Raw genomic sequence first — 26,109 nt, 5'->3', positions numbered from 1 at the left:
TCAGCCTCTCCCGAATTCGTCGACGATGCGGATGATGTCGTCCTCGCCGAGATAGGAACCGGTTTGGACCTCGATCATTTCGAGCATGATCTTGCCGGGGTTCGCCAGCCGGTGCACCTCGCCCTGCGGGATGTAGACGGATTCGTTCTCGCGGACGATCTTCGTTTCCTCGCCGATCGTCACCTCCGCCGTGCCCTTGACGCAGATCCAGTGTTCCGAGCGGTGATGATGCTTCTGCAGCGACAGCTTCTTGCCGGGGGTGACGAAGAGCCGCTTGACCTGGAAACGGTCGCCGTTGAGCACCGAGGTATAGCCGCCCCAGGGCCGGTATGAGGTGGGGTGGGTTTCGGTGAGCGCGGCGGTCGCTCGTGTCGCGGCGAGCTGCTTGACCAGCCTGCCGACATCCTGGCTGTCTTCGAGACGCCCGACATAGACGGCATCCTCGCTGGCGATGACGGCCACCCCGTCCAGCCCCTGCACGGCGAGGTGGCTGGTGCGCGACATGACGAGCGAATTCCTCGTATTGACCAGCGTCGCCTTGCCGGACGCGACATTGCCCGCCTCGTCGCGGGTGCCGAGCTTCCAGACCGCATCCCAGCTGCCGAGGTCCGACCAGGTGAAGGAGGCGGGAACGACCGCCGCGTTGGAGGTCTTCTCCATGATCGCATAATCGACGGAGATATCCGGGCTTGCGGAAAAGGCGTCCTGATCGAGGCGGGTGAAGTCGAGGTCGCCGGCGGCCTTGGCAACGGCGGCGCGCGCGGCCTTCTCGACTTCGGGTGCGTAGACGGTCATTTCCTTCAGCACCTGGCCGGCCTTGAACATGAAGATGCCGGAGTTCCAGGCAAAGCCGCCGGCCTCGAGCATGCGCTCGGCCTCCGGCAGCGCCGGTTTCTCGACGAAGCGCCTGACGGCATGGGCCCCTTCCGGAAGCCTTTCGCCGATCTCGATATAGCCGTAACCGGTGGCCGGCTCGGTCGGCGTGATGCCGAAGGTGACGAGCCTGCCGGAAAGGGCGGTTTCCCGGGCGGTGCGGATCGCGTCGAAATAGCCCTGGTCGGCGGTGATCTCGTGATCGGAGGCGAGGACCTGCAGCACGGCGTCCTCGCCGAAGCGGCCGGCGACGAAGGCGGCCGCAGCCGCGACGGCCGGGGCGGTGTTGCGGGCGACGGGTTCGAGCAGGATGCCGGAAAGCTTGACGCCGAGTTCGCGGGCCTGTTCGGCGACCAGGAAGCGGAAATCCTCGTTGGTGATGACCACCGGCGCTTCATAGAGCGCCTGGTCCGAAACGCGCGACAGCGTCGCCTGGAACAGTGTGCGGTCGCCGACGAACTGGATGAACTGTTTCGGCGCGCTGGACCGCGACAGCGGCCATAGCCGCGTCCCCTTGCCGCCGGCCATGATGACGGGGATGATCTTGGCGTTCATTTTCTATGCTCCAGCTCGTTCGGCGGGCGGGGTCCTGTCCGTCAGCCAGGCGTTGATCAGTCTCAGCCCCAGGCTCAGCAGGTCCCTGGCGGCGGCTTCCGTTTCGGCTTCTACATAACAGCGCATCTCCGGGGCATTGCCCGAGGGCCGCAAATGTACGATCCGCCCATCCGTAAGTGTTACCCTGAGCCCGTCGATATCGCTTTTGGAGGAGACGGGCGCAATCGGCGCCAGAAAGGCGGCGAGATTGTCGTCGGATCGGCGTAGATGCGCCATCAGCGCAGCGCTCGCTTCGACCGGGACATTCTCCAGCCGGTCGGCGGCGGCAAAGGGCAGGCGGAAGCCGGCGGCGATCTTCGATAACGGCCTCTTCTCCCGCGCGGCGAGCGAAAGGGCGGCGAGCACCGGCAGGAAACTGTCGCGGGTCGGCAGCGGCTCGAGCACCTTGCCGTTGACCGTAAACGGCGAGGCGGTCAAAAGCCCGCCATTCGCCTCGAACCCCATGACGCCTGTCTTGCTCGCCTTCAATGCGTCGAGCATGCCGGCGATCACGAAAGGCGAGCCGACCCTGGTGCGCAGGACGGAGAAACCACCGGCCTTTTCGAGGCCCGAATTGGAGGTGACCGGCGTCACCGCGACCTTCGCCTGCAGGAACTGTGCGGCGATCAGGCCGAGCAGATCGCCGCGCAGCGGCTCTCCCGCCTCGTCGGACACCAGCGGCCGGTCGCCGTCGCCGTCCGCCGAAACGATTGCGGCGAGCCCGTGCTCCTTCGTCCAGCCCTTGAGAAGATCGATCGTCTCGCCCGAGACGGCCTCCGTATCGACGGGGATGAACTGTTCGGAGCGGCCGAGCGGCACGACGCCTGCGCCATAAGCTTCGAGAACCTGAACCAGAAGATCGCGCGCCACGGTCGAGTGCTGATAGACACCGACCTTCAGGCCGGCAAACGCGCCCTCGGGAAGCAGGCCGAAATAACGGGCGGCAAACAGCGCCTCGGCCTCCGCCGACCGGTCCGGCGCCTCGCCGGGCGTGACGTCTATCTCGCCTTCATCCAACTCCGCGGCGATCGCGGTGATCCGCGCCTCGTCCTGTTTGTCTATCTCGCCGTCGGGCCGGTAGAACTTGATGCCGTTGCGGTCGGCCGGGATATGCGAGCCGGTGACCATCAGCGATGCGGCGTCAAGCTTCAGCCCGTAGAGCGCCAGCGCCGGCGTCGGCACCGTGCCGCAATCGGCCGGCGACAGCCCGGCCCGCCTCAGCGCGCCGATGCAGGTCGCGGCGATCCCGGGGCTTGAGGCGCGGAAGTCGCGGCCCACGAGCACGGTATCGCCTGCCCGCGCCGCGCCCGTCTCCAGAAGATGCCGCGCAAACGCCGTCGTATAGAGCGCGCTCGCACGACCCTCGAGCTCGCTCACAAGTCCTCGAACTCCGCTCGTCCCGAATTTCATAAAGTACCCATAAAGAAACGCCCGCCCTGACCGTCCTAGTTTATTTTATGTAAAAATAAAGCCGAAGCTAGAGATACCGTTAACCGGCGGGGTTTGCGCAAGCATTGCCGGCCGTCGAAACCGCTGCATCGTCCGGCGCGCGCAAATGGATGCCTCGATCGCGCCCGCACCGATTGGCCGCCCGCCCGCAATGGTGCTATTCTCTTCGCGCGATCAGGCCCTATCTGACTTGCCTGACGTTTTGATGTCGGCCGGATACCGGCTGCCCGGCTTTGCAGGGATGGAGGCCGTCTTGGGAATGAACTGGGGAGCGAATATCGCAAGAACCGTCGCCTTCGTCGCTCCGCTGGCCGGGCTGACGCTTCTCATGGGCTTCGGCGAGCGGTTAGACGACGACACTTGCCCTCAAAGCCTTGCCTTCGAGAAATCCCAGCAGATCGTGGAGGAACGTCCGGGCGTGGTCGACATGGCCTGGAGGGATTTCCGATGGGTCGATGGCTGCCGCTTCGCCCTGGGCGGCTATGCGGACATCGCCACCGACAGGGGCGTGGACCGCACGGATTTCGAACTCGTGGTGGCTTTCGATCCACAGACGCACCGATGGCAGCAGATCAGCCTCTCGATGACGCAATAGAGGCGCTTCTCAGCCTGGATGGGCCGCTGCATCGCACCGTGCGGCGATCCAACGGCAGCTGCATCCGCGCCTACCCTCTTAATCTTTCCTTGATTTACAGCTCTCCATATCCGCAGCGAGTCGGGTGCGACGAGGGGAACTGCCGATGCTGAAGAAGAATTTGATGGGCGGGCTGCAAGTTTTGGCCGTTGCCGCACTGGCGTTTTGGGCTGGCATGCAATTTCAGAAAATTCGCTACGACGATATCTGCCTCGACATGGGCGGCGGAAGCAATCCCGGCAATCATCCGATCTGCGTCATGGAGCGATCGGACGACGGCTTTTGGATCGGCCCGGTACGGATTACGCCGGCGTCGGTGATTGCAATCGACCGCAGCGACGCCTCCTCTTCGACCTCGCAGATATCCATCAAGCTCAACGAGCCGGCGGCCCAGGCGTTACGCGAATATACCGAAAGGCATGTCGGGCAGGATCTGGAAGTAAGGGTGGATGGCGGTGTCATTCGACGCGTGCGGATTGCGGAAGCCATCGGTGCCGCCTTTACGCTGCCTGATCTTTCTCCCGAGGATGCAACGACGATCCTTCGGATGCTTTCGCCGCAGACGTGAGGCCGGCCGGCTCGAACGGGTGAATAAGCGACGGTCTGCCTCGACGGAACAATGGCTGGAAGCTGCCGTTATGAGACAAGATAAGACCGGGAGGCAGTTTTGATCCACCATGTCTCGGTTGGGACCAATGATGTCGAACGCTCGAAGCGCTTCTACGATGCCGTCTTGCCCATTCTCGGCCTTGCTCCGATGGCCGAGGACGAGGGCGGGTTAGGGTATGGAAGCGGCACGTTCCATTTCAGCGTTCAGGTTCCGATCGACGGGAAACCTGCGACCGTGGGCAACGGCACTCATATCGCCTTTGCCGTCGAGGACCGCTCGATGGTCGATCGATTTTACGCAGCGGCACTGAAACATGGCGGCAGCGACGATGGCGCTCCGGGGCTGCGGCCGAATTATGATGCCAATTATTATGGGGCGTTCGTCCGCGATCCGGACGGTCACAAGATCGAGGCGGTGACCTACTCCGCAAGATAGCCGCCAACGGAGGCGCCCATGCCGACCCTTCCATATGCAATTGTCGAAGCCCCCTCCACGCTGGGCCTGGCGACGGGCGGCGTGGAGCATTTGTCCGACCGGCTCCTGGATCTCGGTCTTGCGGAGCGCATCCAGGCGCGCCGCGCCGGGCGGCTGGTGGTGCCTCCGAAAGACCCGACGCCCGATCCCGAGACCGGAACCCTGAATGCGAAGGCGATCGCGGCGTGGTCGCCGAAGCTGGCGGACGCCGTCGAAGCCGTGTTGGACGCAGGCGAGTTCCCGGTCGTGCTCGGCGGCGACTGCACGATCTTGCTGGGCTCCATGCTCGCGCTGAGGCGGCGCGGCCGCTACGGCCTGCTCTTCATCGACGGCAACGCAGATTTCTTCCAGCCCGAGGCAGAACCCAATGGCGAGGGTGCCTCGATGGACCTCGCCTTCGTCACCGGCTACGGCCCGTCGCTCCTGACCGACATCGAAGGCCGCCGCCCTCTGGTCCGTCCTGAAGACGCCGTCGCGTTCGCATATCGCGATCACGAGGATCAGGAGAAATACGGAAGCCGGCCGTTGCCCGAAGAGCTCAAGGCGCTTGACCTGCCCGCAGTGCGCGCGGCGGGGATCGAGGCTGCCGCACGCGAAGCGGTCGCCCATCTGACGCGTCCGGAGCTCAACGGCTTCTTCATCCATCTCGACGCCGACTGCCTCGACGACGCTGTCATGCCGGCCGTCGATTTCCGCGTGCCGGGCGGGTTGTCATGGGGCGAGCTGGAAGCCGCGCTTCGAATTGCCTTGTCGAGCGGCAAGGCAGTCGGGCTCGAAATCACCATCTATAACCCGCGCCTCGATGAGGACGGCAGCGCCGGGCGCGGCCTGACCGATGTCCTGGCTGCGGCGCTTGGAACAGCAGCGCGATGAACACGGGCGGGCAACGTCTACTTTCGGGCCCGGGCTGCGGCTTGGATTGGCGATTTGCTATGCCAAGGTAATCGGCGACAACAGCAGGAAAACGGCGGGCCGAAGCCGAAGAAACCGAGCCCAAACGGCGCGATCATTCCCGAAAGTGATTGCTCCGAATGTTAGACAGCTGCGACGCCACCATCCACGAAGAGTTCGTGGCCAGCGACGAAGCTGCTGTCTCTGGATGCCAGGAAGAGCACCGCCCGCGCCACTTCGTCCGGCTGTCCCAATCGCCCAAGCGGCACCCCCTGAGTCAGGACGTCTTCCGCTCCCGGCCGCGTGTCGAGATAGCTGCGAATAAGGCGTGTCTCAGTACCGCCAGGTGCCACGACGTTGACGCGAATGCCTCGCTCCTTGAGGTCGGTCGTCCAGCTTCGCGCGAACGAGCGAACCGCTGCCTTGCTGGCGTTGTAGAGCGATTGACCTGGTATTCCTTTAGAGCCGGCGATCGAGCCGTTGAGGACGATCGTACTTCCGTCGGTCATCAGCGGCAGTGCCTTCTGCACGGTGAAGACGATACCCTTCACGTTTACGCCGAACATGGTGTCGAAGTGAGTTTCGTCGATCGCCTCGAGCGGAACAACCTCGTGAATTCCGGCATTGGCGAAAACAACATCGACTTTGTTGTGGTCACGCTCGATACGTTCGTAGAGCCTGGTCAGGTCGGCGAGGTTGGTGACATCGCCTTGTACGCCGATAGCCCCGTGGCCGATATGTTTCAAAGCGTCATCGAGCAGTTCCTGCCGGCGTCCGGTGATGTAAACCCAGCCGCCTTCCTCTGCGAAGAGTTTCGCTGTTGCTAAACCGATACCGTCGCTACCGCCGGTAATTACCACTACCTTGTCTTCGAAGCGCTTCGCCATCTGAATACCTTTGCGTAAATGGAGGATTGCTCCATTTACGATATGGAGGCATCCTCCAGATGGCAAGACTGAGAAGGAAAGAATGAGCGACGACCTTGAGCTCCGGGCCGATGCGCGACGAAACCGGGAACGCATTCTCACTGCGGCGGAAGAATTGTTTCTCGAGCGGGGAGTAGGAGTTGCGCTGGAAGAGGTCGCAAAGCGCGCGAAGGTTGGGATCGGCACACTTTATCGTAGATTCCCGACACGCGAGGAGCTCTTGGCAGCCACCAGCAACGAACGGTTCTTGTCGGTTGCGGAAGCAAGCCGTCTGCGAGATGTGGAACACGATCCGAACACCGCCATACGCGCTTATCTCGAAGAACTGGCGATAAACACAAGCATCTATCGGAGTTTTGCCGCTTCTCTAGGGACGGTGATCCAATGCGGTACGCCCGGTTGCAATGCAATCACAGCCGAAGGAAATCGATTGCTTCGGCGTGCCCAGGAATACGGCACGATCCGGCGGGAGGTCACTTTCGACGACCTTATCTATGTAGTCAGCGCAATTTCTATTGCGCTCGATAAGGACGGCCCAACGAAAACGCGCGTCGCTCATCTCGTTGATCTGTTCCTCAACGGCATCATCGTGCGCTGACGGATGTAGACACGCAAGCGGTTGGATTAATCGGTGACCTTGCCTGATTTTTTCGGTCGGTCGCTATCGGGTCATTCAGGACGACGACACAGACGGCCAGGTTTGGACTTCAGCGAAGTGACCCGCTCCGACCTGCTTGCGATAAGGCCGCCTTTGCTTTGCAGGCTATGCCGCCCAGCGCGAGGGCGGGCGGGTCATCTCGCGAGGCGACCCGCTTGAGCACGCCGAGAAGATCGCCTGCAGTGAGCGTGCGCGGCACGGCAATGACCAGCGAGTCCAATGCAATCCCGTCACATTTGTAACTCTCACCATTCGATATCCGTCTCTACTTTATCTCACAATGCGTGACCGAAGTATTTCAGGCAGTTCGGTCGACGCAGCTCCGTTCCAAGGTCGAAAGGATCGCTTTGTCGGCCAGGAACAGGGCAGGGTTTGGAGGACACGCTTAGGCAAAGGATCCGAAGATGACCACACGAGAAACAAGAGAAAACAACGTCTGGCTGGAGAACAGGCCACCAACCGTATCGCGCGAGGAATGGGAAGCCGCCCATCAGAAAATGCGCGAGAAAGAAAAGGAGTTGATGCGGGCCCGTGACGCATTGGCTGCTGAACGCCGGCGGATGCCGTGGCTGGCGGTGGAGAAGGACTATGTGTTCGAAGGGCGCGGCAGGAAGATGAGCCTACTTGATCTGTTCGATGACCGCCGGCAGCTGATTGTCTATCGAGCCTTCATAGAGCCCGGCATATCGAAATGGCCGAAGCATGGGTGCGTCGGTTGTTCGATGATTGCCGATCAGGTCTCTCACCCCGCTCACCTGAACGCCCGCAATACGAGCCTTGCGTTCGTCTCGCGCGCGACACAGGCAGACCTTGGTCGGATGAAGGCGCAGATGGGTTGGGAGCACATCCCCTGGTACACGCTGACCGACGACTTCGATCGCGACTTCGGGGTGGACGAATGGCACGGCACGAACGCCTTTATTCGGGAAGGCGACAAGGTATTCCGTACCTACTTCGTCAACGGCCGCGGCGATGAGCAAATGGGCAATCACTGGAACTATCTCGATATTACCGCGCTCGGACGCCAGGAGGAATGGGAGGATTCGCCCGAAGGCTATCCCCAGACACCGCCATACGCCTGGTGGGTCTGGCATGATGACCTCGAGACGCACCCTGAACGTGACGAATGATGCGGCGATCGGCGGCAAATGGCGGGCCGAGAACGATGAAACGGAGAACCACGTCTACGCCATTCCCTCTACAACCCTCCTGAATAGAGCAGCGTCCGAATGGTGTAGTTCGGGGGCTTGCCGTCGTCGGTCAAACTTGAGTCAACAATATCTCGGTCAAAGCCTCAGGTTTCAATCGCGCTACATTGTGCCCGCAGTCGAAGGCAAAGGTGGACCAATCCGGCTGGTCGCTTAAGCGTTGGTAAAGGTCAAGGAAGGGACTTCCTTCCCAGCCATGCGCGCCGATGAAGATCTTGCGCTGTACGTCACGCCAGCGTCCGCTGAGGTTGATCGATTGGAGAAACGTCCCGATCGGATGCGGTCGGCATCGTGGGTCGAGACCGGGAGGCGGCGCGCAGTTTAGTCCGTCAGGCTTTACGCCGGCGATGAACATATCCCGGAACCGGGGCGTCGTCAGCGACCAGACGGAATCACCGGAATCAGGCACATAGGCATCAACATAGACCAATGCCCGAATTTGCGACGGTTCGGCATCGGCTGCGCCGCTCACGATCATGCCGCCGTAAGATTGTCCAACAATGACCAGGTCGTCACGATGCGACTTCATCACATTAACGACCTCACCGATATGCGTATCAAGATTGGCCGTAGGGGCGGGGTCGTCGCCGAGCCCCGAGAGAGTGACTGGTAAAGCTTTGTGCCCGTGCGTAGCGAGCATATCCGCCACCTTTTGGTAGACCCAACCGCCCTGCCAGCCCCCGGCTATCAGAATAAAAGTGGCCACATCATTCATCCCTGATCTTACGCTTGCGGAGCCTCGACATCCTCCGGACGAAGCAAGATCGCTCTGCAGAATTGGCGGTTCAACATGCCGCTTGGCAGGCGTGCGGCGATCGGCGGCTATACCCCACTATTACTATAGAGGGCGATCGGCGGCAAATGGCGGGCCGAAGCCGACGAAACAGAGAACTACGTCTACGCTATAGCCCTACAAAATAAGGTAAGGCGAATGGCTTCACTGGGGTGGTTTGCAGCCGGTATGAATTCTAAGCGAGAATGGCCAGAAAGCAGAAGGACCAATATGCAACTTGGCAAAGTTATCATTTTGAACGGTACGTCGAGTTCGGGTAAGTCTACCCTGGCAAAGACGTTGCGCTCCGCGATCGGAGAGCCGTTTTGCTATTACGCTTCGGATCAACTTGCGGACGCGGGCTTTCGAGCTGACAAGCGGCTGGCTCCGCTCGACGAGCGGGCCAGATTTTTCGATGGCTTCCATCGGTCCATCGGTGCATTTGCCGCTGCCGGCAACAACTTACTGGTTGAGCATATCGTCGAGGAAGCAGATTGGTGGAGCCAGCTGAACGAAATCCTGGAGCCGTTTGATATTTTTTGGGTGGGAGTTCATGCACCGTTGCCTGAGATCGAGAGGCGCGAAAGAGAACGCGGCAATCGATACATTGGCGAAGCCGCATTTCATCTAAAGACCCACGATTATTGCAGCTATGACATTGAGGTGGATACTTCTTTGCCGCAGGAAGACGTAATTTCCAGCATTCTTGAAGCCTGGCGCCACCGTTCTGGTCGAACTCGTGGGTAATGGCTGCTTGCGAATATTCCGTCCAGGCTTGCGAATATTCCGTCCAGGCTTGCGAATGACCGCATGCGGGTCGGAAACCGCCGTCGTTGCTCTCAAGATATATTGGGCTGTAGCGTAAAATCGGCGGCTTACCATCCCACCCGGTGGAATGCGGCGATCGGCGACAATATCGTACTACAGAGGGCGATCGGCGGTGTTTGGCGGACAGAGAGGGATTCGAACCCTCGATACGCTTTCACGTATACACGCGTTCCAGGCGTGCGCCTTCAACCACTCGGCCACCTGTCCTTGAAAAAGGGCTGCATGCGGATCAAGGCAATGCAGCGGTCGGGCGCGATATATACCGATGAATTCCGAAGGATCAACCGGAATCTGAACGATTTTTGACAATGATTTCGGATGGGGGCCGCCAAACCCCCGCGGGCTCGTTGTCAAGCTCGGGCGCTCGGACTATCTCTCTCTTAGCGAGGCGGCCGCTGGCGAAAGCGCTCGGGGGCCGGAACAGCGAACGGGCTTGTTCAGGATGAGAATCGTCGAGGGTGTCTTCCGGTTGTTGAGCGCGCTTGCGCTCCTTGCGGCGATCGTCGCCGGCACGTTCGATTCCATTCAATCCGTCTCCGCCTCCTCCGTGCGGCTCACGAGCCTCGGCAACGCCTGGCTCAATCTCGATCCGGAAAGCCTCACGTTCGCCGAGATCTCCGCCGGCACCTATATCAGCCCGGACATCTGGCGGCCGTTCGTGGCGCCGGTGCTGGCGCAGCCGGCTTTCGCCGTGTTCCTGGTCATGGCGCTGATCTTCTGGATGGCCGGATATCGCAGGCCGCGTTTCGCCGGGCGGTTCTCCGCCTGAAGGCGCGTCGCGAGACGGCGTGTTCCTGATCGATCCGTTCGGCAGGAAGACGGTTGTGATCCTGCCTCAAGCTGTCAATTTGTGCAGGTTTTCACCGGCTTTGTCGAAGTTTTCGGCAGGTTGTCCGTTTTTTACCAGTTGAAAAAAATCTCGTGAATTTTTCCCGAACCCGTGCAAGAGTGACCAAAGCCAGACCCTCGCAAAAAGAGGGCGGGTGGCCGCAGACGTGCCCGGGGAACGGGCTTGCGGGAGGATCTAACAGCTAAAAACAGGGCGCACGATGAAGAAAACCCTTTTGAGCCTTTTTGCCATGGCTGCCATGTCGGCAACCGCGCTTGCCGCGGACGTCAAGCCGGCGCTGGTCTACGGCACGGGCGGCAAGTTCGACAAATCCTTCAACGAGGCGGCCGCCACCGGCGCCGAACGGTTCAAGAAGGAGACGGGGATCGAATTCCGGGATTTCGAGCCCACCAACGACACCCAGGGCGAGCAGGCCATCCGCAACTTCGCAAGCCGCGGTTATAATCCCGTCGTCGCCGTCTCCTTCGCCTGGACCTCGGCCATGGAAAAGGTCGCTGCCGAATATCCGGACACCAAGTTCGTGATCGTCGATTCCGTCGTCGATCTGCCGAACGTCCGCTCCGTCCTCTACAAGGAGGAGGAGGGTTCCTATCTCGTCGGCCTCCTCGCCGGCATGGCCTCCAAGACCGGCAAGGTCGGTTTCGTCGGCGGCATGGATATCCCGCTGATCCGCAAGTTCGGCTGCGGTTACGTCCAGGGGGTCAAGGCGGCGAAGCCCGATGCGCAGGTCTTCCAGAACATGACGGGCACCACCGGTGCCGCCTGGAACGATCCGGTCCGCGGCGGCGAGCTTACCAAGAACCAGATCGACCAGGGCGCCGACGTGATCTATGCGGCTGCCGGCGCCACCGGCCTCGGCGTGCTGCAGACGGCTGCCGACAACAAGAAGCTGTCGATCGGCGTCGATTCCAACCAGAACCATCTGCATCCGGGCTCCGTGCTGACGTCCATGGTCAAGCGCGTCGATCTCGCCGTCTACAACGCCTACAAGGACGCCCAGGATGACAAGTTCACGGCGGGCGTCCTGTCGCTTGGCGTCAAGGAAGACGGCGTTGCCGCGGCGATCGACGACAACAACAAGTCGCTGATCACGCCGGAGATGCAGGCAGCCGTCGACAAGGCCAAGGCGGACATCATCGCCGGCACTGTCAAGGTGCACGACTATATGTCGGACAATTCCTGCCCCAACTAAGCCGATGATCGGAAGGGCGCATGGCGGTAGCGATCGCCATGCGCCCTTTTTGCATATGGACGGAAAGGCGGACAATTGAGCCTAGATTCCCCGAAAGAGCCCGCGATCGAGCTTGTCGGCATCGACAAGAAGTTCGGTGCGGTACACGCGAACAGGAACATCAATCTGACGGTCGCCAAGGGGTCGATCCACGGCATCATCGGCGAGAACGGTGCCGGCAAATCGACCCTGATGTCGATCCTCTACGGCTTCTATCACGCCGACCAGGGCGAGATCCGCATCTTCGGAAAGCCGGTCGCGATCCGCGACAGCCAGACGGCGATCGCGTCTGGCATCGGCATGGTGCACCAGCATTTCATGCTGGTGGAGAACTTCACCGTGCTCGAAAACGTCATGCTCGGCGCCGAAGGCGGCCAGCTGCTGCGCAAGGGCGTTGCGACCGCCCGCAAGGAGTTGAAGCGGCTCGAGGACGATTACGGCCTGGAGGTCGATCCGGATGCGGTGATCGAGGAACTGCCGGTCGGCAGCCAGCAGCGGGTCGAAATCCTGAAGGCGCTTTATCGCGGCGCGGAAATCCTGATCCTCGACGAGCCGACCGGCGTGCTGACGCCGGCCGAGGCCGATCACCTCTTCAAGGTCCTCCGCGTGCTGCGCGACCAGGGCAAGACGATCATTCTCATCACCCACAAGCTGCGCGAGATCATGGCGATCACCGACACGGTCTCCGTCATGCGCCGCGGCGAAATGGTCGCGACCCGCAGGACGGCCGAGACGACGGTGGAGGAGCTCGCGGAGCTGATGGTCGGCCGCCGGGTGCTGCTGCGCGTCGAAAAAGGCGGGGCCAATCCGGGCAAGGTCCTGCTGTCGGTCCGCAACCTGACGGTGAAGGACAGCCGCGGCGTCACCATGGTCGACGACGTTTCCTTCGATGTCCGCGCGGGCGAGATCGTCGGCATTGCGGGCGTCGCCGGCAACGGCCAGTCGGAACTCCTGGAAGCGATCGCCGGCATCCGCAAGCCCGCGTCCGGCGAGATCTTCATCGACGGCCAGCCGGCCGCCGGCATCGATCCGGCGGGCTTGAGGGATCTCGGCCTGGCGCATATCCCGGAAGACCGGCATCACATGGGCCTGGTGCTGAAATTCGAGGAATACGAGAATTCGATCCTCGGCTATCACCGCGACGAACGTTACGGCCGCGGTGCGATGCTCGACCTCGACGCCATCCGGAAGGATGCCGAGGAGAAGATCGCCAAATACGACATCCGCCCGCCGAATGCGCGGTTGAGAACGGCGAATTTCTCCGGCGGCAACCAGCAGAAGATCGTCGTGGCGCGCGAGATCGAGCGCGATCCGAAGATGCTGATCATCGGCCAGCCGACCCGCGGCGTCGATATCGGCGCGATCGAGTTCATCCACAAGCGCATCATCGAGATGCGCGATGCGGGCAAGGCGGTGCTGCTGGTTTCGGTCGAGCTCGACGAGATAAGGTCGCTTTCCGACCGCATCCTGGTGATGTTCGCAGGCAAGGTCGTCGGAGAGAAATCGGGCGAGGCCGGCGAGCAGACGCTGGGTTTGATGATGGCCGGAATTGCCGCATGACCTGCAGAGGACCGATCCGTTTGAACGATGAAATGACCGAAACCGTGACGACGGCCGGGCGGACGAGGCAAGAAGCATGAGCACGGCATCCGTGTCCCTACCCGCCTGGATCAATTACGGCGTCATCCCGCTGCTCAACCTCGTTCTCGCCTTCTTCTTCTCCGGACTGGTCGTCTGGGCGATCGGCGAGAACCCGTTCGAGGCGCTGCAACTGCTGCTGATCGGCGCGCTCGGCCGCGGCGAGGGCATCGGCTTCACGCTGTTCTACACGACGAGCTTCATCTTCACCGGCCTTTCGGTCGCGGTCGCCATTCATGCCGGCCTGTTCAACATCGGTTCGGAAGGCCAGGCCTATCTCGGGGGGCTCGGTGCCGCGCTCGTGGCTCTGTCGCTCGACCATTACGTGCCCTGGTACGTCACCATGCCCTTCGCGGTGATCGGCGCGGCACTGTTCGGCGCCGCCTGCGCGGCGGTCCCCGCCTGGCTGCAGGCCAAGCGCGGCAGCCATATCGTCATCACCACCATCATGTTCAATTTCATCGTCTCGTCGCTGATGAACTACGTGCTGGTGCGACTCCTGATCGTGCCCGGCAAGATGGCCCCGGAAACCCGCACCTTCCTCGAAGGCGGGCAATTGCCGAAGCTCGACTGGCTGATCGCCCTGTTCGGAGGCAGGCTGGGGGCGGCGCCGCTCAACTTCTCCTTCCTGATCGCGCTCGTCATGTGCTTCCTGGTCTGGGTGCTGATCTGGCGCACCAAGCTGGGTTACGAGATGCGCACGCTCGGCATCAGCCCGAGTGCCGCGAGCTATGCGGGCATCCGCTATGCGAAGATCGTCATGATCACCATGCTGATTTCCGGCGGTCTCGCCGGCATGATGGCGCTGAACCCGGTCATGGGGGCGTCCGCCCGCCTGCAGATCGAATTCGTCGGCGGCGCCGGTTTCGTCGGCATCGCCGTGTCGCTGATGGGCCGCAACCATCCGGCCGGCATCATTCTCGCGGCGCTGCTCTTTGGCATCCTCTACCAGGGCGGCGCGGAACTCTCCTTCGACATGCCGCGCATCACGCGCGACATGATCGTCGTTATCCAGGGCATGGTCATCCTGTTCGCGGGCGCGCTGGAATACATGCTCCGCCCGGCCATCGTCCGGCTCTACCAGCAGGTCACCGGGAAATAGGCTCATGGATTATTTCGATATTTTCATCAGCATTCTCGGTTCGGCGATCCGCTTGTCGATCCCGCTGCTGTTCACGGCGCTGGCCGGCCTCTTCTCGGAACGCGCCGGCATTTTCGATATCGGGCTTGAGGGCAAGATGCTGGCGTCCGCCTTCGCGTCCGCCTGTGTGGCCTATTACACCGGCAATGCCTGGGCAGGCCTCGGCGCCGGCATCCTGACGGCGATCGTCTTTTCGATGGTGCACGGTTTTGCCTCGATCACCAACCGCGGCAACCAGATCGTCTCCGGCGTGGCATTGAATTTCGTGGCGGCCGGCCTGACGATCGTGCTCGGTCAGGCCTGGTTCAACCAGGGCGGACGGACGGGGCAGGTGCCGCCCGAGGGTCGTTTCTCGGGGATCGTCCTGCCGGGCGCCGATATGATGCGGGACGTACCGATCATCGGCCCGCTCTATGCCAATGTCATCTCCGGCAACAATATCCTCACCTATATCGCCTTCCTGATGGTACCGGTCTCCTGGTGGGTGCTCTACCGCACGCGCTTCGGCCTGCGCCTGCGTGCCGTCGGCGAGAATCCTGGCGCCGTGGACACCGCCGGCATCTCGGTGAGCTGGCTCAGATACCGCGCGCTGATCGTGACGGGCTTTCTCGCGGGCTTTGCCGGCACCTATCTGGCGATCGCGCAATCGGCGGCCTTCATCAACAACATGTCGGCCGGCAAGGGCTATATCGCGCTCGCGGCGCTGATCTTCGCCAAATGGAAGCCGGTGCCGGTCATGTTCGCCTGCCTGCTCTTCGGCTTCCTCGATGCCTTCGCGAATTTCATGCAGGGCAAGTCCCTGCCGCTGATCGGCGAGGTGCCGGTGCAGATCTTCCAGGCGCTGCCCTATATCCTCACCTGCGTGCTGCTCGCCGGCTTCATCGGCATCGCCCGTCCGCCCAAGGCCGGCGGCGTGCCCTATGCGAAGGAGCGCTGACAAATGTCTCACGACCTGTTCGAAGCCGCCCGGGAGGCCATGAAAAAGGCCTACGCACCCTATTCGAAATTCCCGGTCGGAGCCGCGATCCGCGCCGATGACGGCCAGGTCTATTCCGGCGCCAATATCGAGAACCTGTCCTTTCCTCAAGGCTGGTGCGCCGAGCCGACGGCGATCGGCGCGATGATCATGGGCGGCGGCAGGAAGATCGTCGAACTGGCCGTCATCGCCGAAAAGCTGCCGCTCTGCACGCCTTGCGGCGGCTGCCGGCAGAAGATTTCCGAATTCGCCTCTGCCGATACGCGCATCTACCTCTGCGACGATGCGGGCGTGCAGAAGACGGTCACCATGGCGGAGCTGCTTCCCTACGCTTTCGAAACGGATGTGATCGGATGAAGAAAGTCGTCGACCTGCTCGTCGATCGCCTCGCCGGCCTCGTGCCGCGCCATGCGGTCGTGCTCGGCTCCGGCCTCGGCTCGCTGGTCGACGAGGTGAGGGATCAGGTCCGCATTTCGTATGGAGAGCTGGAAGGTTTTCCGGCAAGCGGCGTCACCGGCCATGCGGGCGAACTGGTCGCCGGCTATCTTGGGTCGGAGCCCGTGATCATGCTTTCCGGCCGCGCCCATTATTACGAGCATGGCGATGCCAAGGCCATGCGCTTCCCCATCGAAGTCATGAAAGGCCTCGGCGTCCGGTCGCTGATTCTCACGAACTCGGCGGGCTCGCTGCGGGAAGACATGCCGCCCGGTTCGGTGATGCAGATCGCCGACCACATCAATTATTCCGGCATGAACCCGCTGATGGGCGAAAGCGGCGATGGCCGCTTCGTCGGCATGACCAGCGCCTATGATGCGGATATGGCGCTCGACATGCGCAACGCCGCGATCCGCTGCGGCATTCCGCTGTTTTCCGGCGTCTATATGTGGTTCTCCGGCCCGAGCTTTGAGACGCCGGCGGAGATCCGCATGGCGCGCATTCTGGGCGCCGATGCGGTCGGCATGTCGACGGTGCCGGAAGTGATCCTGGCGCGCTATTTCGGGCTGAAGGTCGCGGCTGCCTCGGTCATCACCAATTTCGGCGCGGGCATGACCGGCGCGGAACTGAGCCATGAGGAGACCAAGGACATGGCGCCGGTCGGCGGGCAGCGCCTGGCGGCCATTCTGAAAGAAATGTTCGCCTGATTACACGATAGATTTCAACCGGATACGTTCCGTGTGTCGATCTGCGCGCCGGGCGCGGGTTGCATCTAATCGGTTGAACGATAAATATACCGGCTCGATTAAGCCGGGGAGGCACACGAAAATGGAACTCCTGAGCCCACGCGAGGCCGCAGCCTTCGCGCTCTCGCTTCTCGACCTGACGAACTTGCGCGACGATTGCGACAATGCCGCGATCGAGAAACTGTGCCTGCGCGCGCAGACGCCTTACGGCCAGACGGCCGCGATCTGCATCTGGCCGCGTTTCGTCGCCCATGCGCGTGCGATCCTGGGTCCCGACCATGCGGTCCGCATCGCCACCGTCGTGAATTTCCCGTCGGGCGACCTGCCGGTCGCGGCCGTCGTCGGGGAGACGAAGAAGGCGATCGAGGATGGTGCCGACGAGATCGACATGGTGATCCCCTATCGCAAGCTGATCGCCGGCGACGAGGCTGCCGTGACCGAAATGGTAGAGGCCGTGCGCGCCGCCTGCCCGGATGCCTGCCTGAAGGTGATCCTGGAGACCGGCGAGCTGAAGGACAGCGCGCTCGTCCGCCGCGCTTCGGAACTGGCGATCGCCGCCGGCGCCGATTTCATCAAGACCTCGACCGGCAAGGTCGCGGTCAACGCGACGCTCGAAGCGGCTGACATCATGCTGCAGGCGATCAGGGATTCGAAGAAGCGCGTCGGCTTCAAGCCGGCCGGCGGCATCGGCAGCGTGGCGGATGCCGATCTCTATCTGAGGCTTGCCGAGACGATCATGGGCCCGAACTGGATCATGCCGTCCACCTTCCGCTTCGGCGCCTCGGGGCTGCTCGACGATATCCTGGCGCTCCTGAGCGGCAGCACCGCGGCCCGCGTTTCCAGCGGATACTGAAGCGATGATCCCGCAGGAGATCATACGCTCCAAACGGGATGGGAAGGCGCTTGCCGCCGAGGATATCGCCGCTTTCATCGGCGCTCTCACGAGAGAGGAGATCACCGAAGGGCAGGCGGCCGCTTTCGCCATGGCAGTCTTCTTTCGGGGTATGTCCCGGGACGAGACAGTGGCGCTGACGCTGGCCATGCGCGATTCCGGCACAGTCCTGAATTGGGACGGTCTCGGCCGGCCGGTGGCGGACAAGCATTCGACGGGCGGTGTCGGCGACAACGTTTCGCTGATGCTGGCGCCCATCGTCGCGGTCTGCGGCCTTGCGGTCCCGATGATTTCCGGCCGCGGGCTCGGCCATACGGGCGGCACGCTCGACAAGCTGCAGTCCATTCCGGGCTACAATGTCATGCCGGACGAGGCCCTGTTCCGGAAGGTCGTGGACGATGTCGGTTGTGCCATTATCGGACAGACGGCCGATCTCGCGCCCGCCGACCGGCGTCTTTATGCGATCCGCGACGTGACGGCGACCGTGGAATCCGTTCCCCTGATCACCGCCTCCATCCTGTCGAAGAAGCTCGCGGCCGGCCTCGGCAGCCTGGTGCTGGACGTGAAGGTCGGCAACGGCGCCTTCATGGAAAACCTGGAGGAAGCCGAAACGCTCGCCCGCTCGCTGGTCGAGGTGGCGAACGGCGCCGGCGTGAAGACGGCGGCGCTGCTGACGGACATGAACCAGCCGCTCGCCGATGCCGCCGGCAATACGCTGGAAGTCGTCAACTGTCTCGATTTCCTCGCCGGATTGAAGGCCGGCACGCGACTCGAAACGGTCGTTCTGGCCGAGGCGGCGGAAATGCTAGTCCAGGCGGGCATAGCCGGCAGCCTTGCCGAGGCGGAGGAAAACGCCCGGCTGGCGCTGGAATCGGGCGAGGCGATGGAGTGTTTCGCCCGCATGGTGCATGCGCTCGGCGGACCGGCGGATTTCTGTGAGCGGCCGAATGCCTATCTCGAAAGGGCACCGGTGCGGTTGCGGGTGCCGGCGCCGCGCGACGGCTACCTTGCTGCTTGCGATACCCGCGCTCTCGGCCTCGCCGTCGTCGAGCTCGGCGGCGGCCGCAAACGCGCGGCCGATCCCATCGACCATCGTGTCGGCGTCGACGAGCTTCTGCCTTTGGGTATGCAGGTTTCGGAAGGCGAGCCGATCGCCACGGTGCATGCGAGAACGGAGGAGGATGCGGAGCGGATCGCCGGGGACGTCGCGCGCTTCTACGCGATCGCCGACGTGCCCCCCGCCGCAACGCCGGTCGTCATCAAACGCATCGGCTGATCTGCGTCAACTTAGCGTCTTTCCCATTGCGACGGGGAAGACGAATGCCTCACTTCGTCCCGTACATGCGGTCGCCCGCGTCGCCCAGGCCGGGCACGATATAGCCCTTCTCGTTGAGATGGTCATCGATCGCGGCGGTATAGATCTTCACGTCCGGATGCGCGCCCTGGAAATTCTTGATGCCTTCCGGCGCGGCGAGCAGGCAGAGGAAGCGGATGTTGTGGGCGCCGCGTTCTTTCAGCTTGTCCACCGCTGCGATCGAGGAATTGCCGGTCGCGAGCATGGGATCGACCACGATGATGAGGCGTTCGGCGATGTCTTCCGGTGCCTTGAAGTAATATTCGACGGGCTGCAGCGTCTCGTGGTCGCGATAGACGCCGATATGCGAGACGCGTGCCGAGGGCACGAGCTCCAGCATTCCTTCCAGAAGCCCGTTGCCGGCGCGCAGGATCGAGGCGAAGACCAGCTTCTTGCCTTCGACGATCGGCGCCTGCATTTCGACAAGCGGCGTCTCGATCGTCTCCATGGTGAGTTCGAGATCGCGGGTCACCTCATAGCAGAGCAGCATGGAAATCTCGCGCAGCAGGCGCCGGAAACCGGCGGTCGAGGTTTCCTTCTTGCGCATGATCGTCAGCTTGTGCTGCACCAGCGGGTGATCGATGACAGTGACGCCGTCCATGAGCTTCCCCTTGTTCTTGCCTGTGTCTCTTCTCTTTTGAGGAAAAAGGCAGGTTGCGCAAGCCGTCAGAAGCGTTTCGGCGCCTCATCCCCAATCTCGGCAGTTCAAGCCTGCGCGTCGAACCGGGCCAGCAGCTTCGCCCGCGTCTTTTCGTCCACGAAGGCCGCTTCGATCGCCGTACGCGTCATGGCGTCGATCTCGGCACCGGACAGGCCCATGTCTTTCGCGGCGATCTCGTATTCCCGTTCGAGCGACGTATGGAAGAACGGCGGATCGTCGGAATTGAGGCAGACGCGCACTCCGGCGGCCCTCAGCCGCTTCAGCGGATGGCTGCCGAAATCCGCAAACACCTTCAGGGCGATGTTGGAGCCCGGGCAGACCTCCAGCACGGTGCCGAGCTCGGTCAGCCGTTCCACGAGCGCCGGGTCCTCGATTGCCCGCACGCCGTGGCCGATCCGCGACGGTTTGACGAGATCGAGCGCGTCCGAAACGCTGGAGGCGCCGCAGACCTCGCCCGCATGGATGGTGAGGCCAAGCCCGGCATCGCGGGCGATGTCGAAGGCGCGGGCATAGTCGGCGACGCGGCCCATGCGCTCCTCGCCGGCCATGTTGAAGCCGGTCACCAGCGGGTTCTTCGCCCTTGCGGCATATTCGGCGGCGGAAATCACGCGGTCCGGCCCGAAATGCCGTTCCCCGGTGACGATGATGCGCGCCTCGATGCCCGTCTTCTCGCGTGCCGCGTGGATGCCGTCCGCGACGCCGGTGAGATAGGCGTCGGCGCCGAGGCCAATCCGGTCGCCATGATCCGGCGAAACGATGATCTCGCTATAGATCGTGTTGGCCGCGGCAAGTTCCAGAAGATACGTCTCGGTGAGCAGCGCGTAATCGTCGGCCGTCTTGAAAAGTGCCGCGACGGCATCGTAGCAGACGAGGAATTCGGAAAAATCCGACCAGACATAGGCGCCGTCGCGCAGGATACGGCTGGTATCGACGCCGTATTTCCGCGCCTGGGCCTCGGCGAGCGCTGGCGGCGCGGCGCCCTCCAGATGGCAATGGATTTCGGCCTTCAGGAGATGTGCGGTCCCGGAACGTCCGCTCGCAGCAAATTCGGTCAAAGGAAACTCCGTCCGTGCGGGCCCGCCGGGATCGACAGATGGGCGGCGATGGTCTCGGCGATATCCGCATAGGTGGGCCTGATGCCGATCGAGCGGGAGCGGATGCCCGGGCCGAAGGCCATGATCGGCACCCGTTCGCGGGTATGGTCCGTGCCGCGCCAGGTCGGATCGCAGCCGTGGTCGGCGGTAAGGATGACGAGGTCGCCGGGCTTCAGCCGGCGGTGGATGTCGGGCAGGGCGAGATCGAAGGCTTCGAGCGCCGCCGCATAGCCCGGCACGTCGCGGCGGTGGCCGTAGAGCATGTCGAAATCGACGAAATTGGTGAAGACGAGATCGCCGTCCGCGGCGTCGTCCATGGCGGCGAGCGTGGCTTCCATCAGCGCCGCGTTGCCGGTCGCCTTGATGACGCGGGAAACGCCCTGGTGGGCGAAGATATCGCCGATCTTGCCAACCGCGTGCACCGAACGGCCCTCTTCGACGAGCCGGTCGAGAAGTGTCGGTTCCGGCGGAGGGACGGAGAAGTCGCGGCGGTTGCCGGTGCGCTCGAACGTTTCCGGCGTCTCGCCGGTGAAGGGCCGCGCGATCACCCGGCCGATATTCAAGGGATCGAGCAGGCCGCGCACCACCTGGCAGAGCTCGATCAGCCGCTCCAGCCCGAAATGGATTTCATGCGCGGCGATCTGGAAGACGGAGTCGCTCGACGTGTAGCAGATCGGCTTCCCGCTGCGGATATGCTCTTCGCCGAGCCTGGCGATGATCTCGGTGCCGGAAGCATGGCAGTTGCCGAGAATGCCCGGAATGTCGCCCTCCCGGCAGATCGCCTCGACGAGCTCGGGGGCAAACGCATCGCCTTCGCTCGGGAAATAGCCCCAGTCGAACATGACCGGCGTGCCGGCGATCTCCCAGTGGCCGGAAGGCGTGTCCTTGCCGCGGGAGATCTCGTCTGCCGCGCCGTGCAGGCCGAAGACCCGCTCGGGCATCGGCATGCCGATCGGATAGTCGCCGGTGGCGAGCTTGGCGATCTCCAGAAGGCCGAGGGACGACATGTTCGGCAGGTGCAGGGGGCCTTCCCTGAGGCCCGCCCGGTCGCCGATCCCCGCGGCGCAGAATTCCGCGATATGGCCGAGCGTGTTGGAGCCCAGATCGCCGTACTCCTCCCCGTCGCGGGCGCCACCCACGCCGAAGGAGTCGAGAACGAATAGGAATGCACGTGCCATGGTCACCCGGAATGGTAATATCGTCCGCCCGCCGTCTTCCGACCGGCGTGAATCGAGACTCATATAACCGCGAGCTTAAATTGGCAAAGGGGCGGCGCTTCGGCGGCGTTCAGCAATTGGTGCAGGTAATGCTGCTTCCGAGGCGCTGGCGGTAGAAATATTCCCGCGCAATGGTGATGTTCTGCAGATTTGTGGGCATCGCGCCCGACATGAACATCAGCAATTCGTGGGAGACCGAGACCTCCGAACGGATGAGGAAGGAATTGGGCGCGCGCATTTCCGCCGGGACGTTGACCGGCGAGCCGACCGCGTAGGGAGGCGTGTTGGAGCCGTTCCACGACCATGCGACGGTGGGATTGCCGCTGGCGTCGAGCGCCACGCCGGTGATCTTGATGCTGAGGTCGTCCGCCGCATAGGGGAAGAAAAGGCTGTTGGTCACATCCGTGGTCGTCGCCAGGAATGCCTTGTCCACGCTCGTTTGCTGGGTCACGAGGTCGGCGATCGCGCTGGCGCTGCGGGTGACCCGTTTGGAAACGCTGAGCCCGATCGTGAGCTCGAAGGAGGTGATGTAGAGGCTGAGGAGCAGCGGCGCGATCAGCGCGAACTCGACGGCGCCGACGCCGCGCCGGTCGGCTGCGAGCCTTCTGAGTCGCGCCAGGAAACCTTCGGCCATGGGTGCTTCGGATCGAACCGGCAACTGGAGATCCTGCTTTTCCATCACGGATAATCCTCGTTCCGGAAGGCGGATGTCTCCACGATCAGGAAATAGTTCGGGCGGCTGCCGCCGGGCCGTACGTTGCTGATGAAGGGTCTGATGAGATCGGTGATGATGTCCCAGTGATAATAGGCGCGCACCATGTTGATGCTCTTGGCAGGTCCCGGCGCATAGCCGAAGGAGGAGGCATCCACGTCGCCGGTCGCGTCGAAGGGAATGCTGCGCGGTATGTCGGCAAAGTTCGGGAAGCTTCGGACGTCCAGTTGAAGCTTGTCCGGAGTGGCGATTTCCTGCTCGCTGCATCTGATCAAGATCGAGATTTCGTTGCAGAAGGCGCGCCGGAACTGCGTCTCGTTCGTGTTGCCGGCGGTGATGCTGCCGGTCCTGACCCTGCGGGCCATCGTATCGACCGCGTTCGCCACGAGCTGCTCGCCCGTATAGGCGATGAAGGTTTCGACCGTTGCGAAGATGATCATGAAATAGGGAATGGCGAGCAGCGCGAATTCGATCGCCGCGGCGCCTTCGCGCGAGCGGAATATCCGCCGCCACGCCGCCTTGCCCTGTGCAGGCACGGCGCCGCCGCTTCTGGTATCGTCATGATCCTGGCACATGGTTTCCGTCCGCAGCCCTTTGAGTGCCGCGGATCGTACGGTCGGATTGTTGAGATTCCGTTGCTCGGATCGTCGGGAATTTAGCGGTCTGTCCCCGATCAGGGCGAAGCGTTGTTCTGGAACTCCGCGTGCTGCTCGCAATTGGGCGTGCAGGAGAGAATGGAGCGGTTCGTCTGGCGGAAGACGCGGACGGTATTGCCCTCGTCGATGGAGACGAGGATGCGTTCGTCGGCGATCGCATTGCCCTCGGCGTCTAGCAGGACGAGATTGGTCGTACCGAAGCTGCGGCCCGTCAGGACGATCGTGGTGGAATCCGCAACGGTGGCGTCGGCGACGTTCGAATTGCCGACGATGACCTTGCTGACCGGCCTGTCGAGCTTCAGCACGCGCGCGTGATTCATGAAGACGCGCAGGAGGTCGCTCTCCTGCTCCTGCGCCGCAGCCTGTCCGGTACCGGCAAGGACGAGGCCGCAAAGGGCGACAAGTCGGACCACGACGGTACGGAACGGCATTGGGGCGGCCTTCGGTGCGGTTTGTTGTGCGCCAAGAATGGATGCGATTGGTGAATGAAGGGTTAAGTGGCACATTCGCGTGCTCTTGATCTCTTCTTAACCTTTGCAGTCGCCCGGAGCCTGGATGGAAAAGTTTAGCATTTTTGAGCGCCAAAATGCCCATTAAGTTGCTACAGAGAAAGTTATATTAGCGAATTGAGAACGGCCGGGCGTGGAATGAAAATGCCGGCATTTTTCTTTGTGTTTCATTTACTACGCAAGCGGGCAATCGCTCGTTAACCCGTTGTTAACGGCGTTCCTTAAGCCGATGGCAATCGTCCCCCGGTAGGTTGTCCCCATCCGAACAGCGGAAACAGTTGTCGGGAAGTGCTGAACAACAAATATCGAGCTAGGAGAGTTCCATGTCCAAGATTTTCGCCCGTTTCCTGAAGGATGAATCCGGCGCGACCGCCATCGAATACGGTCTGATCGCTGCGCTCATCTCCGTCGCCCTGATCACCGGCGCTACCACGCTCGGCGAGCAGCTTGGTGCTACGTTCACGTCCATCTCTGGTGAGATGGAAGCTGCGGCAGGCGCCGCCGCCAACGCCGGCAACTAAGCCTGTCGGTTTGACCGCAATTTGAAGCCGCCCATATTGGGCGGCTTTATGCGTTCCATGTCGGGTAGGTTCCGGCCGTCACCGACAGCCACACGCAAAGAAAAGAGGGGATGCATGGCAAACATGATGGTTGCGTTTCTCGTTTTGAGCATCCTCCCCCTCGGCCTGGCGATCGCCGCCGTCAGCGATCTCTTCACGATGACGATCCCCAATCGGGTGTCGGCCGCTCTTCTGGCGGGGTTCCTCGTCCTTGCGCCGCTTGCGGGCCTGCCATGGCCGGAAATCGGCATGAACCTCGTTGCCGGCCTTGCCGTCTTCGGCGTCTGCTTCGCGCTGTTTGCCGTCAACGTCATGGGCGGAGGCGATGCCAAGCTGCTGACCGCCGCAGCCGTCTGGTACGGCTTCAATACTTCGCTTCTGGCCTTCCTGGTCACCGTCGGTTATGTCGGCGGCGGCGTCACCCTGATTTTCCTCCTGCTGCGCTCCCGGGCGAGCTGGGTTCTGGCCATGGGAATTCCCCTGCCGGCCTCCATGGTCACGGCCAAAAAGATCCCTTACGGCATTGCGATCGCCATTGCGGGCTTCCTGACCTTCGGGCAGGCGCCGATCTATTTACTTGCCATGAATGCTTTTCACTAAGCATCCGGCCGGAGGAAAGATTGCGTTAACCAGAATTGTAAGCTTCTCATTAACTATAATTACACCATTGAAGGCCATTCTCCGGAGGAATTAAAGCCCTCAAGGAATGGCCATGAAGCCGACCCGTATCATCATTCTCGCGGTAGCCGTGGTGGCGGCGGGTCTCGCCGGCCTGCTGGCGGTGCGCATTTCCGGCAAGAAAGCCCCGGAACTGGTGGAAACCGTCATCCAGAAGGAGCCGACGGTTAGGGTCCTGGTATCCGCCGAGAACCTGCCCGTCGGCAGCCGCCTGAACGACAAGGCGATGGAATGGGCGTCCTGGCCGAAGAGCGGCGTGGTGGAGGGCTTCATCACCGATGCCGCGCGGCCGGATGCCATAGCCGAACTCCAGGGCGTGGTCGTGCGCATACCGATGTTCAAGGGCGAGCCGGTCCGCGCCGAAAAGGTCGCCGATTCGTCGAGCCGGGTCATGTCCTCGCTGCTGCCGTCCGGAAAACGCGCCGTCGCCACCGAGATTTCCGTTGCGACCGGCGCCGGCGGTTTCGTGCTGCCGAACGACCGCGTCGACATCATCATGGTGCGCCAGAACAAGGATGGCGGCGGCTACATCACCGAGAACATCCTGAACAACATCCGGGTTCTGGCGATCGACCAGCAGATCCAGGAAAGTGAGGACGGCAAGAAGGCGGTCGTCGGCACCACGGCGACGCTGGAACTGACGCCGGATCAGGCAAAGGTCATCGCGGTCGCCCAGCAGATGGCGGAGCGGCTGACGCTGGCGCTGCGCTCGGTGGCGGATTCGCAGGAAGCCGATACCGCGGCGGCCGACTACCTTCTGCATGGCGGCGACGGCAAGGCGGATATCCAGGTCATCAAATCGGGGGCCCTGGTGAGGGAAACGCCGGTGCAGGCGAGATGAA

Annotated in this window: 29 protein-coding genes and 1 tRNA gene; 19 read left to right on the top strand and 11 right to left on the bottom strand. The window is 62.5% G+C overall.

Features of this window, described 5'->3' with window-relative positions:
* Entirely contained in the window at nt 1-1,428 is a 1,428-nt protein-coding gene (locus QTA58_RS07065) for a mannose-1-phosphate guanylyltransferase/mannose-6-phosphate isomerase (RefSeq protein ID WP_289672223.1), read from the bottom strand.
* Between the two features lie 3 nt (nt 1,429-1,431).
* A complete protein-coding gene (locus QTA58_RS07060; protein WP_289672222.1) occupies nt 1,432-2,877 on the bottom strand; it encodes a phosphomannomutase in 1,446 nt (481 codons plus the stop codon).
* Nucleotides 2,878-3,022: 145 nt separating this feature from the next.
* Here QTA58_RS07060 and QTA58_RS07055 point away from each other — a divergent pair, with 145 nt between their 5' ends.
* From QTA58_RS07055 to QTA58_RS07040, 4 genes are all read left to right on the top strand, one after another.
* Nucleotides 3,023-3,511, top strand: a complete 489-nt coding sequence (locus tag QTA58_RS07055) for a hypothetical protein (protein ID WP_289672221.1) — start codon at nt 3,023-3,025, stop codon at nt 3,509-3,511.
* A 145-nt stretch (nt 3,512-3,656) separates the two neighbouring features.
* On the top strand, nt 3,657-4,118 hold the full coding sequence (locus tag QTA58_RS07050) for a hypothetical protein (RefSeq protein WP_085421971.1): 462 nt from the start codon (nt 3,657-3,659) through the stop codon (nt 4,116-4,118).
* 99 nt (nt 4,119-4,217) lie between these two features.
* Entirely contained in the window at nt 4,218-4,595 is a 378-nt protein-coding gene (locus tag QTA58_RS07045) for a VOC family protein (protein WP_085421972.1), read from the top strand.
* A gap of 18 nt (nt 4,596-4,613) precedes the next feature.
* Nucleotides 4,614-5,507, top strand: coding sequence for an arginase family protein (locus QTA58_RS07040; protein ID WP_289672220.1), 894 nt, complete (start codon nt 4,614-4,616; stop codon nt 5,505-5,507).
* A 161-nt stretch (nt 5,508-5,668) separates the two neighbouring features.
* On the opposite strand, the gene QTA58_RS07035 is transcribed toward QTA58_RS07040, so the two are convergent.
* Nucleotides 5,669-6,412 carry a glucose 1-dehydrogenase gene (locus QTA58_RS07035; protein ID WP_289672219.1) on the bottom strand — a complete coding sequence of 248 codons (744 nt, stop codon included), beginning with the start codon at nt 6,410-6,412 and terminating at the stop codon, nt 5,669-5,671.
* A gap of 82 nt (nt 6,413-6,494) precedes the next feature.
* Here QTA58_RS07035 and QTA58_RS07030 point away from each other — a divergent pair, with 82 nt between their 5' ends.
* Both QTA58_RS07030 and QTA58_RS07025 read left to right on the top strand, forming a co-directional pair.
* Nucleotides 6,495-7,049 (top strand): TetR/AcrR family transcriptional regulator, encoded by a 555-nt coding sequence (locus tag QTA58_RS07030; protein ID WP_289672218.1) that lies wholly within the window; start codon nt 6,495-6,497, stop codon nt 7,047-7,049.
* 464 nt (nt 7,050-7,513) lie between these two features.
* Nucleotides 7,514-8,239, top strand: coding sequence for a DUF899 domain-containing protein (locus tag QTA58_RS07025; protein WP_085421974.1), 726 nt, complete (start codon nt 7,514-7,516; stop codon nt 8,237-8,239).
* 130 nt (nt 8,240-8,369) lie between these two features.
* Here QTA58_RS07025 and QTA58_RS07020 read toward each other — a convergent pair whose 3' ends face one another.
* Nucleotides 8,370-9,032, bottom strand: a complete 663-nt coding sequence (locus QTA58_RS07020; RefSeq protein ID WP_289672217.1) for an alpha/beta hydrolase — start codon at nt 9,030-9,032, stop codon at nt 8,370-8,372.
* 216 nt (nt 9,033-9,248) lie between these two features.
* Here QTA58_RS07020 and QTA58_RS07015 point away from each other — a divergent pair, with 216 nt between their 5' ends.
* A complete protein-coding gene (locus QTA58_RS07015) occupies nt 9,249-9,836 on the top strand; it encodes a chloramphenicol phosphotransferase (RefSeq protein ID WP_289672216.1) in 588 nt (195 codons plus the stop codon).
* 198 nt (nt 9,837-10,034) lie between these two features.
* On the opposite strand, the gene QTA58_RS07010 is transcribed toward QTA58_RS07015, so the two are convergent.
* A tRNA-Ser gene (locus QTA58_RS07010) sits at nt 10,035-10,124 on the bottom strand.
* Between the two features lie 235 nt (nt 10,125-10,359).
* On the opposite strand from QTA58_RS07010, the gene QTA58_RS07005 reads away from it, so the two are divergent.
* The 9 genes from QTA58_RS07005 to deoA all read left to right on the top strand — a co-directional run bounded on the left by QTA58_RS07005 (nt 10,360) and on the right by deoA (nt 19,102).
* Nucleotides 10,360-10,686 carry a hypothetical protein gene (locus QTA58_RS07005; protein WP_085421977.1) on the top strand — a complete coding sequence of 109 codons (327 nt, stop codon included), beginning with the start codon at nt 10,360-10,362 and terminating at the stop codon, nt 10,684-10,686.
* Nucleotides 10,687-10,966: 280 nt separating this feature from the next.
* On the top strand, nt 10,967-11,959 hold the full coding sequence (locus QTA58_RS07000; protein ID WP_289672215.1) for a BMP family ABC transporter substrate-binding protein: 993 nt from the start codon (nt 10,967-10,969) through the stop codon (nt 11,957-11,959).
* A 75-nt stretch (nt 11,960-12,034) separates the two neighbouring features.
* Nucleotides 12,035-13,558 carry an ABC transporter ATP-binding protein gene (locus tag QTA58_RS06995; protein ID WP_085421979.1) on the top strand — a complete coding sequence of 508 codons (1,524 nt, stop codon included), beginning with the start codon at nt 12,035-12,037 and terminating at the stop codon, nt 13,556-13,558.
* Between the two features lie 76 nt (nt 13,559-13,634).
* On the top strand, nt 13,635-14,738 hold the full coding sequence (locus QTA58_RS06990) for an ABC transporter permease (protein WP_289672214.1): 1,104 nt from the start codon (nt 13,635-13,637) through the stop codon (nt 14,736-14,738).
* 4 nt (nt 14,739-14,742) lie between these two features.
* Nucleotides 14,743-15,714, top strand: a complete 972-nt coding sequence (locus QTA58_RS06985; RefSeq protein WP_085421981.1) for an ABC transporter permease — start codon at nt 14,743-14,745, stop codon at nt 15,712-15,714.
* A gap of 3 nt (nt 15,715-15,717) precedes the next feature.
* Nucleotides 15,718-16,110, top strand: coding sequence for a cytidine deaminase (locus QTA58_RS06980; RefSeq protein ID WP_085421982.1), 393 nt, complete (start codon nt 15,718-15,720; stop codon nt 16,108-16,110).
* A complete protein-coding gene (locus QTA58_RS06975; RefSeq protein ID WP_289672213.1) occupies nt 16,107-16,895 on the top strand; it encodes a purine-nucleoside phosphorylase in 789 nt (262 codons plus the stop codon). The genes QTA58_RS06980 and QTA58_RS06975 overlap by 4 nt, the downstream gene beginning before the upstream one ends.
* Before the next feature lie 121 nt (nt 16,896-17,016).
* Nucleotides 17,017-17,787: a deoxyribose-phosphate aldolase gene (gene deoC / locus QTA58_RS06970; protein WP_289672212.1), complete on the top strand. Its 771-nt coding sequence runs from the start codon at nt 17,017-17,019 to the stop codon at nt 17,785-17,787.
* Between the two features lie 4 nt (nt 17,788-17,791).
* Nucleotides 17,792-19,102 carry a thymidine phosphorylase gene (gene deoA, locus QTA58_RS06965; protein ID WP_289672211.1) on the top strand — a complete coding sequence of 437 codons (1,311 nt, stop codon included), beginning with the start codon at nt 17,792-17,794 and terminating at the stop codon, nt 19,100-19,102.
* A 49-nt stretch (nt 19,103-19,151) separates the two neighbouring features.
* Here deoA and upp read toward each other — a convergent pair whose 3' ends face one another.
* The 6 genes from upp to QTA58_RS06935 all read right to left on the bottom strand — a co-directional run bounded on the left by upp (nt 19,152) and on the right by QTA58_RS06935 (nt 23,951).
* A complete protein-coding gene (upp, locus tag QTA58_RS06960) occupies nt 19,152-19,781 on the bottom strand; it encodes a uracil phosphoribosyltransferase (protein WP_289672210.1) in 630 nt (209 codons plus the stop codon).
* A gap of 104 nt (nt 19,782-19,885) precedes the next feature.
* Nucleotides 19,886-20,896, bottom strand: a complete 1,011-nt coding sequence (locus QTA58_RS06955) for an adenosine deaminase (protein WP_289672209.1) — start codon at nt 20,894-20,896, stop codon at nt 19,886-19,888.
* Complete coding sequence (locus QTA58_RS06950) at nt 20,893-22,113, bottom strand: phosphopentomutase (protein WP_289672208.1); 1,221 nt, start codon at nt 22,111-22,113, stop codon at nt 20,893-20,895. Before QTA58_RS06950 ends, QTA58_RS06955 begins: the two co-directional genes overlap by 4 nt.
* Before the next feature lie 109 nt (nt 22,114-22,222).
* Nucleotides 22,223-22,786, bottom strand: coding sequence for a TadE/TadG family type IV pilus assembly protein (locus tag QTA58_RS06945; RefSeq protein ID WP_289673046.1), 564 nt, complete (start codon nt 22,784-22,786; stop codon nt 22,223-22,225).
* Nucleotides 22,787-22,830: 44 nt separating this feature from the next.
* On the bottom strand, nt 22,831-23,439 hold the full coding sequence (locus tag QTA58_RS06940; protein WP_289672207.1) for a TadE/TadG family type IV pilus assembly protein: 609 nt from the start codon (nt 23,437-23,439) through the stop codon (nt 22,831-22,833).
* 98 nt (nt 23,440-23,537) lie between these two features.
* Nucleotides 23,538-23,951: a pilus assembly protein N-terminal domain-containing protein gene (locus QTA58_RS06935; protein ID WP_289672206.1), complete on the bottom strand. Its 414-nt coding sequence runs from the start codon at nt 23,949-23,951 to the stop codon at nt 23,538-23,540.
* Nucleotides 23,952-24,352: 401 nt separating this feature from the next.
* Between QTA58_RS06935 and QTA58_RS06930 the strand changes: the two genes are divergently transcribed.
* From QTA58_RS06930 to cpaB, 3 genes are all read left to right on the top strand, one after another.
* Complete coding sequence (locus QTA58_RS06930; RefSeq protein WP_289672205.1) at nt 24,353-24,550, top strand: Flp family type IVb pilin; 198 nt, start codon at nt 24,353-24,355, stop codon at nt 24,548-24,550.
* 123 nt (nt 24,551-24,673) lie between these two features.
* The gene (locus tag QTA58_RS06925; RefSeq protein WP_289673045.1) at nt 24,674-25,189 is read left to right on the top strand and encodes a prepilin peptidase; all 516 of its coding nucleotides are present in this window, start codon (nt 24,674-24,676) and stop codon (nt 25,187-25,189) included.
* A gap of 112 nt (nt 25,190-25,301) precedes the next feature.
* Nucleotides 25,302-26,108, top strand: coding sequence for a Flp pilus assembly protein CpaB (gene cpaB / locus QTA58_RS06920; protein WP_289672204.1), 807 nt, complete (start codon nt 25,302-25,304; stop codon nt 26,106-26,108).
* Nucleotide 26,109 lies beyond the last annotated feature (1 nt).

It is taken from the genome of Neorhizobium sp. CSC1952 (assembly GCF_030378245.1).
Lineage (GTDB): Bacteria > Pseudomonadota > Alphaproteobacteria > Rhizobiales > Rhizobiaceae > Neorhizobium > Neorhizobium oryzae_A.
Note: the sequence above shows the minus strand (reverse complement) of the source record. Positions and strands in the feature narration are given on the sequence as shown.

Bases quoted from the DNA above. Each gene is read 5' to 3' on its own strand.
- QTA58_RS07040 (WP_289672220.1), top strand. From the start codon at position 4,614: ATGCCGACCCTTCCATATGCAATTGTCGAAGCCCCCTCCACGCTGGGC.
- QTA58_RS06985 (WP_085421981.1), top strand. From the start codon at position 14,743: ATGGATTATTTCGATATTTTCATCAGCATTCTCGGTTCGGCGATCCGC.
- QTA58_RS07005 (WP_085421977.1), top strand. From the start codon at position 10,360: ATGAGAATCGTCGAGGGTGTCTTCCGGTTGTTGAGCGCGCTTGCGCTC.
- QTA58_RS07050 (WP_085421971.1), top strand. From the start codon at position 3,657: ATGCTGAAGAAGAATTTGATGGGCGGGCTGCAAGTTTTGGCCGTTGCC.
- QTA58_RS07015 (WP_289672216.1), top strand. From the start codon at position 9,249: ATGGCTTCACTGGGGTGGTTTGCAGCCGGTATGAATTCTAAGCGAGAA.
- QTA58_RS06990 (WP_289672214.1), top strand. From the start codon at position 13,635: ATGAGCACGGCATCCGTGTCCCTACCCGCCTGGATCAATTACGGCGTC.
- QTA58_RS07030 (WP_289672218.1), top strand. From the start codon at position 6,495: ATGAGCGACGACCTTGAGCTCCGGGCCGATGCGCGACGAAACCGGGAA.
- deoC (WP_289672212.1), top strand. From the start codon at position 17,017: ATGGAACTCCTGAGCCCACGCGAGGCCGCAGCCTTCGCGCTCTCGCTT.
- QTA58_RS06950 (WP_289672208.1), bottom strand. From the start codon at position 22,113: ATGGCACGTGCATTCCTATTCGTTCTCGACTCCTTCGGCGTGGGTGGC.
- cpaB (WP_289672204.1), top strand. From the start codon at position 25,302: ATGAAGCCGACCCGTATCATCATTCTCGCGGTAGCCGTGGTGGCGGCG.
- QTA58_RS07035 (WP_289672219.1), bottom strand. From the start codon at position 6,412: ATGGCGAAGCGCTTCGAAGACAAGGTAGTGGTAATTACCGGCGGTAGC.
- QTA58_RS06930 (WP_289672205.1), top strand. From the start codon at position 24,353: ATGTCCAAGATTTTCGCCCGTTTCCTGAAGGATGAATCCGGCGCGACC.
- deoA (WP_289672211.1), top strand. From the start codon at position 17,792: ATGATCCCGCAGGAGATCATACGCTCCAAACGGGATGGGAAGGCGCTT.
- QTA58_RS06945 (WP_289673046.1), bottom strand. From the start codon at position 22,786: ATGGCCGAAGGTTTCCTGGCGCGACTCAGAAGGCTCGCAGCCGACCGG.
- upp (WP_289672210.1), bottom strand. From the start codon at position 19,781: ATGGACGGCGTCACTGTCATCGATCACCCGCTGGTGCAGCACAAGCTG.
- QTA58_RS06975 (WP_289672213.1), top strand. From the start codon at position 16,107: ATGAAGAAAGTCGTCGACCTGCTCGTCGATCGCCTCGCCGGCCTCGTG.
- QTA58_RS07020 (WP_289672217.1), bottom strand. From the start codon at position 9,032: ATGAATGATGTGGCCACTTTTATTCTGATAGCCGGGGGCTGGCAGGGC.
- QTA58_RS07000 (WP_289672215.1), top strand. From the start codon at position 10,967: ATGAAGAAAACCCTTTTGAGCCTTTTTGCCATGGCTGCCATGTCGGCA.
- QTA58_RS06935 (WP_289672206.1), bottom strand. From the start codon at position 23,951: ATGCCGTTCCGTACCGTCGTGGTCCGACTTGTCGCCCTTTGCGGCCTC.
- QTA58_RS07065 (WP_289672223.1), bottom strand. From the start codon at position 1,428: ATGAACGCCAAGATCATCCCCGTCATCATGGCCGGCGGCAAGGGGACG.
- QTA58_RS06925 (WP_289673045.1), top strand. From the start codon at position 24,674: ATGATGGTTGCGTTTCTCGTTTTGAGCATCCTCCCCCTCGGCCTGGCG.
- QTA58_RS06940 (WP_289672207.1), bottom strand. From the start codon at position 23,439: ATGTGCCAGGATCATGACGATACCAGAAGCGGCGGCGCCGTGCCTGCA.
- QTA58_RS07060 (WP_289672222.1), bottom strand. From the start codon at position 2,877: ATGAAATTCGGGACGAGCGGAGTTCGAGGACTTGTGAGCGAGCTCGAG.
- QTA58_RS06980 (WP_085421982.1), top strand. From the start codon at position 15,718: ATGTCTCACGACCTGTTCGAAGCCGCCCGGGAGGCCATGAAAAAGGCC.
- QTA58_RS07055 (WP_289672221.1), top strand. From the start codon at position 3,023: ATGGATGCCTCGATCGCGCCCGCACCGATTGGCCGCCCGCCCGCAATG.
- QTA58_RS07025 (WP_085421974.1), top strand. From the start codon at position 7,514: ATGACCACACGAGAAACAAGAGAAAACAACGTCTGGCTGGAGAACAGG.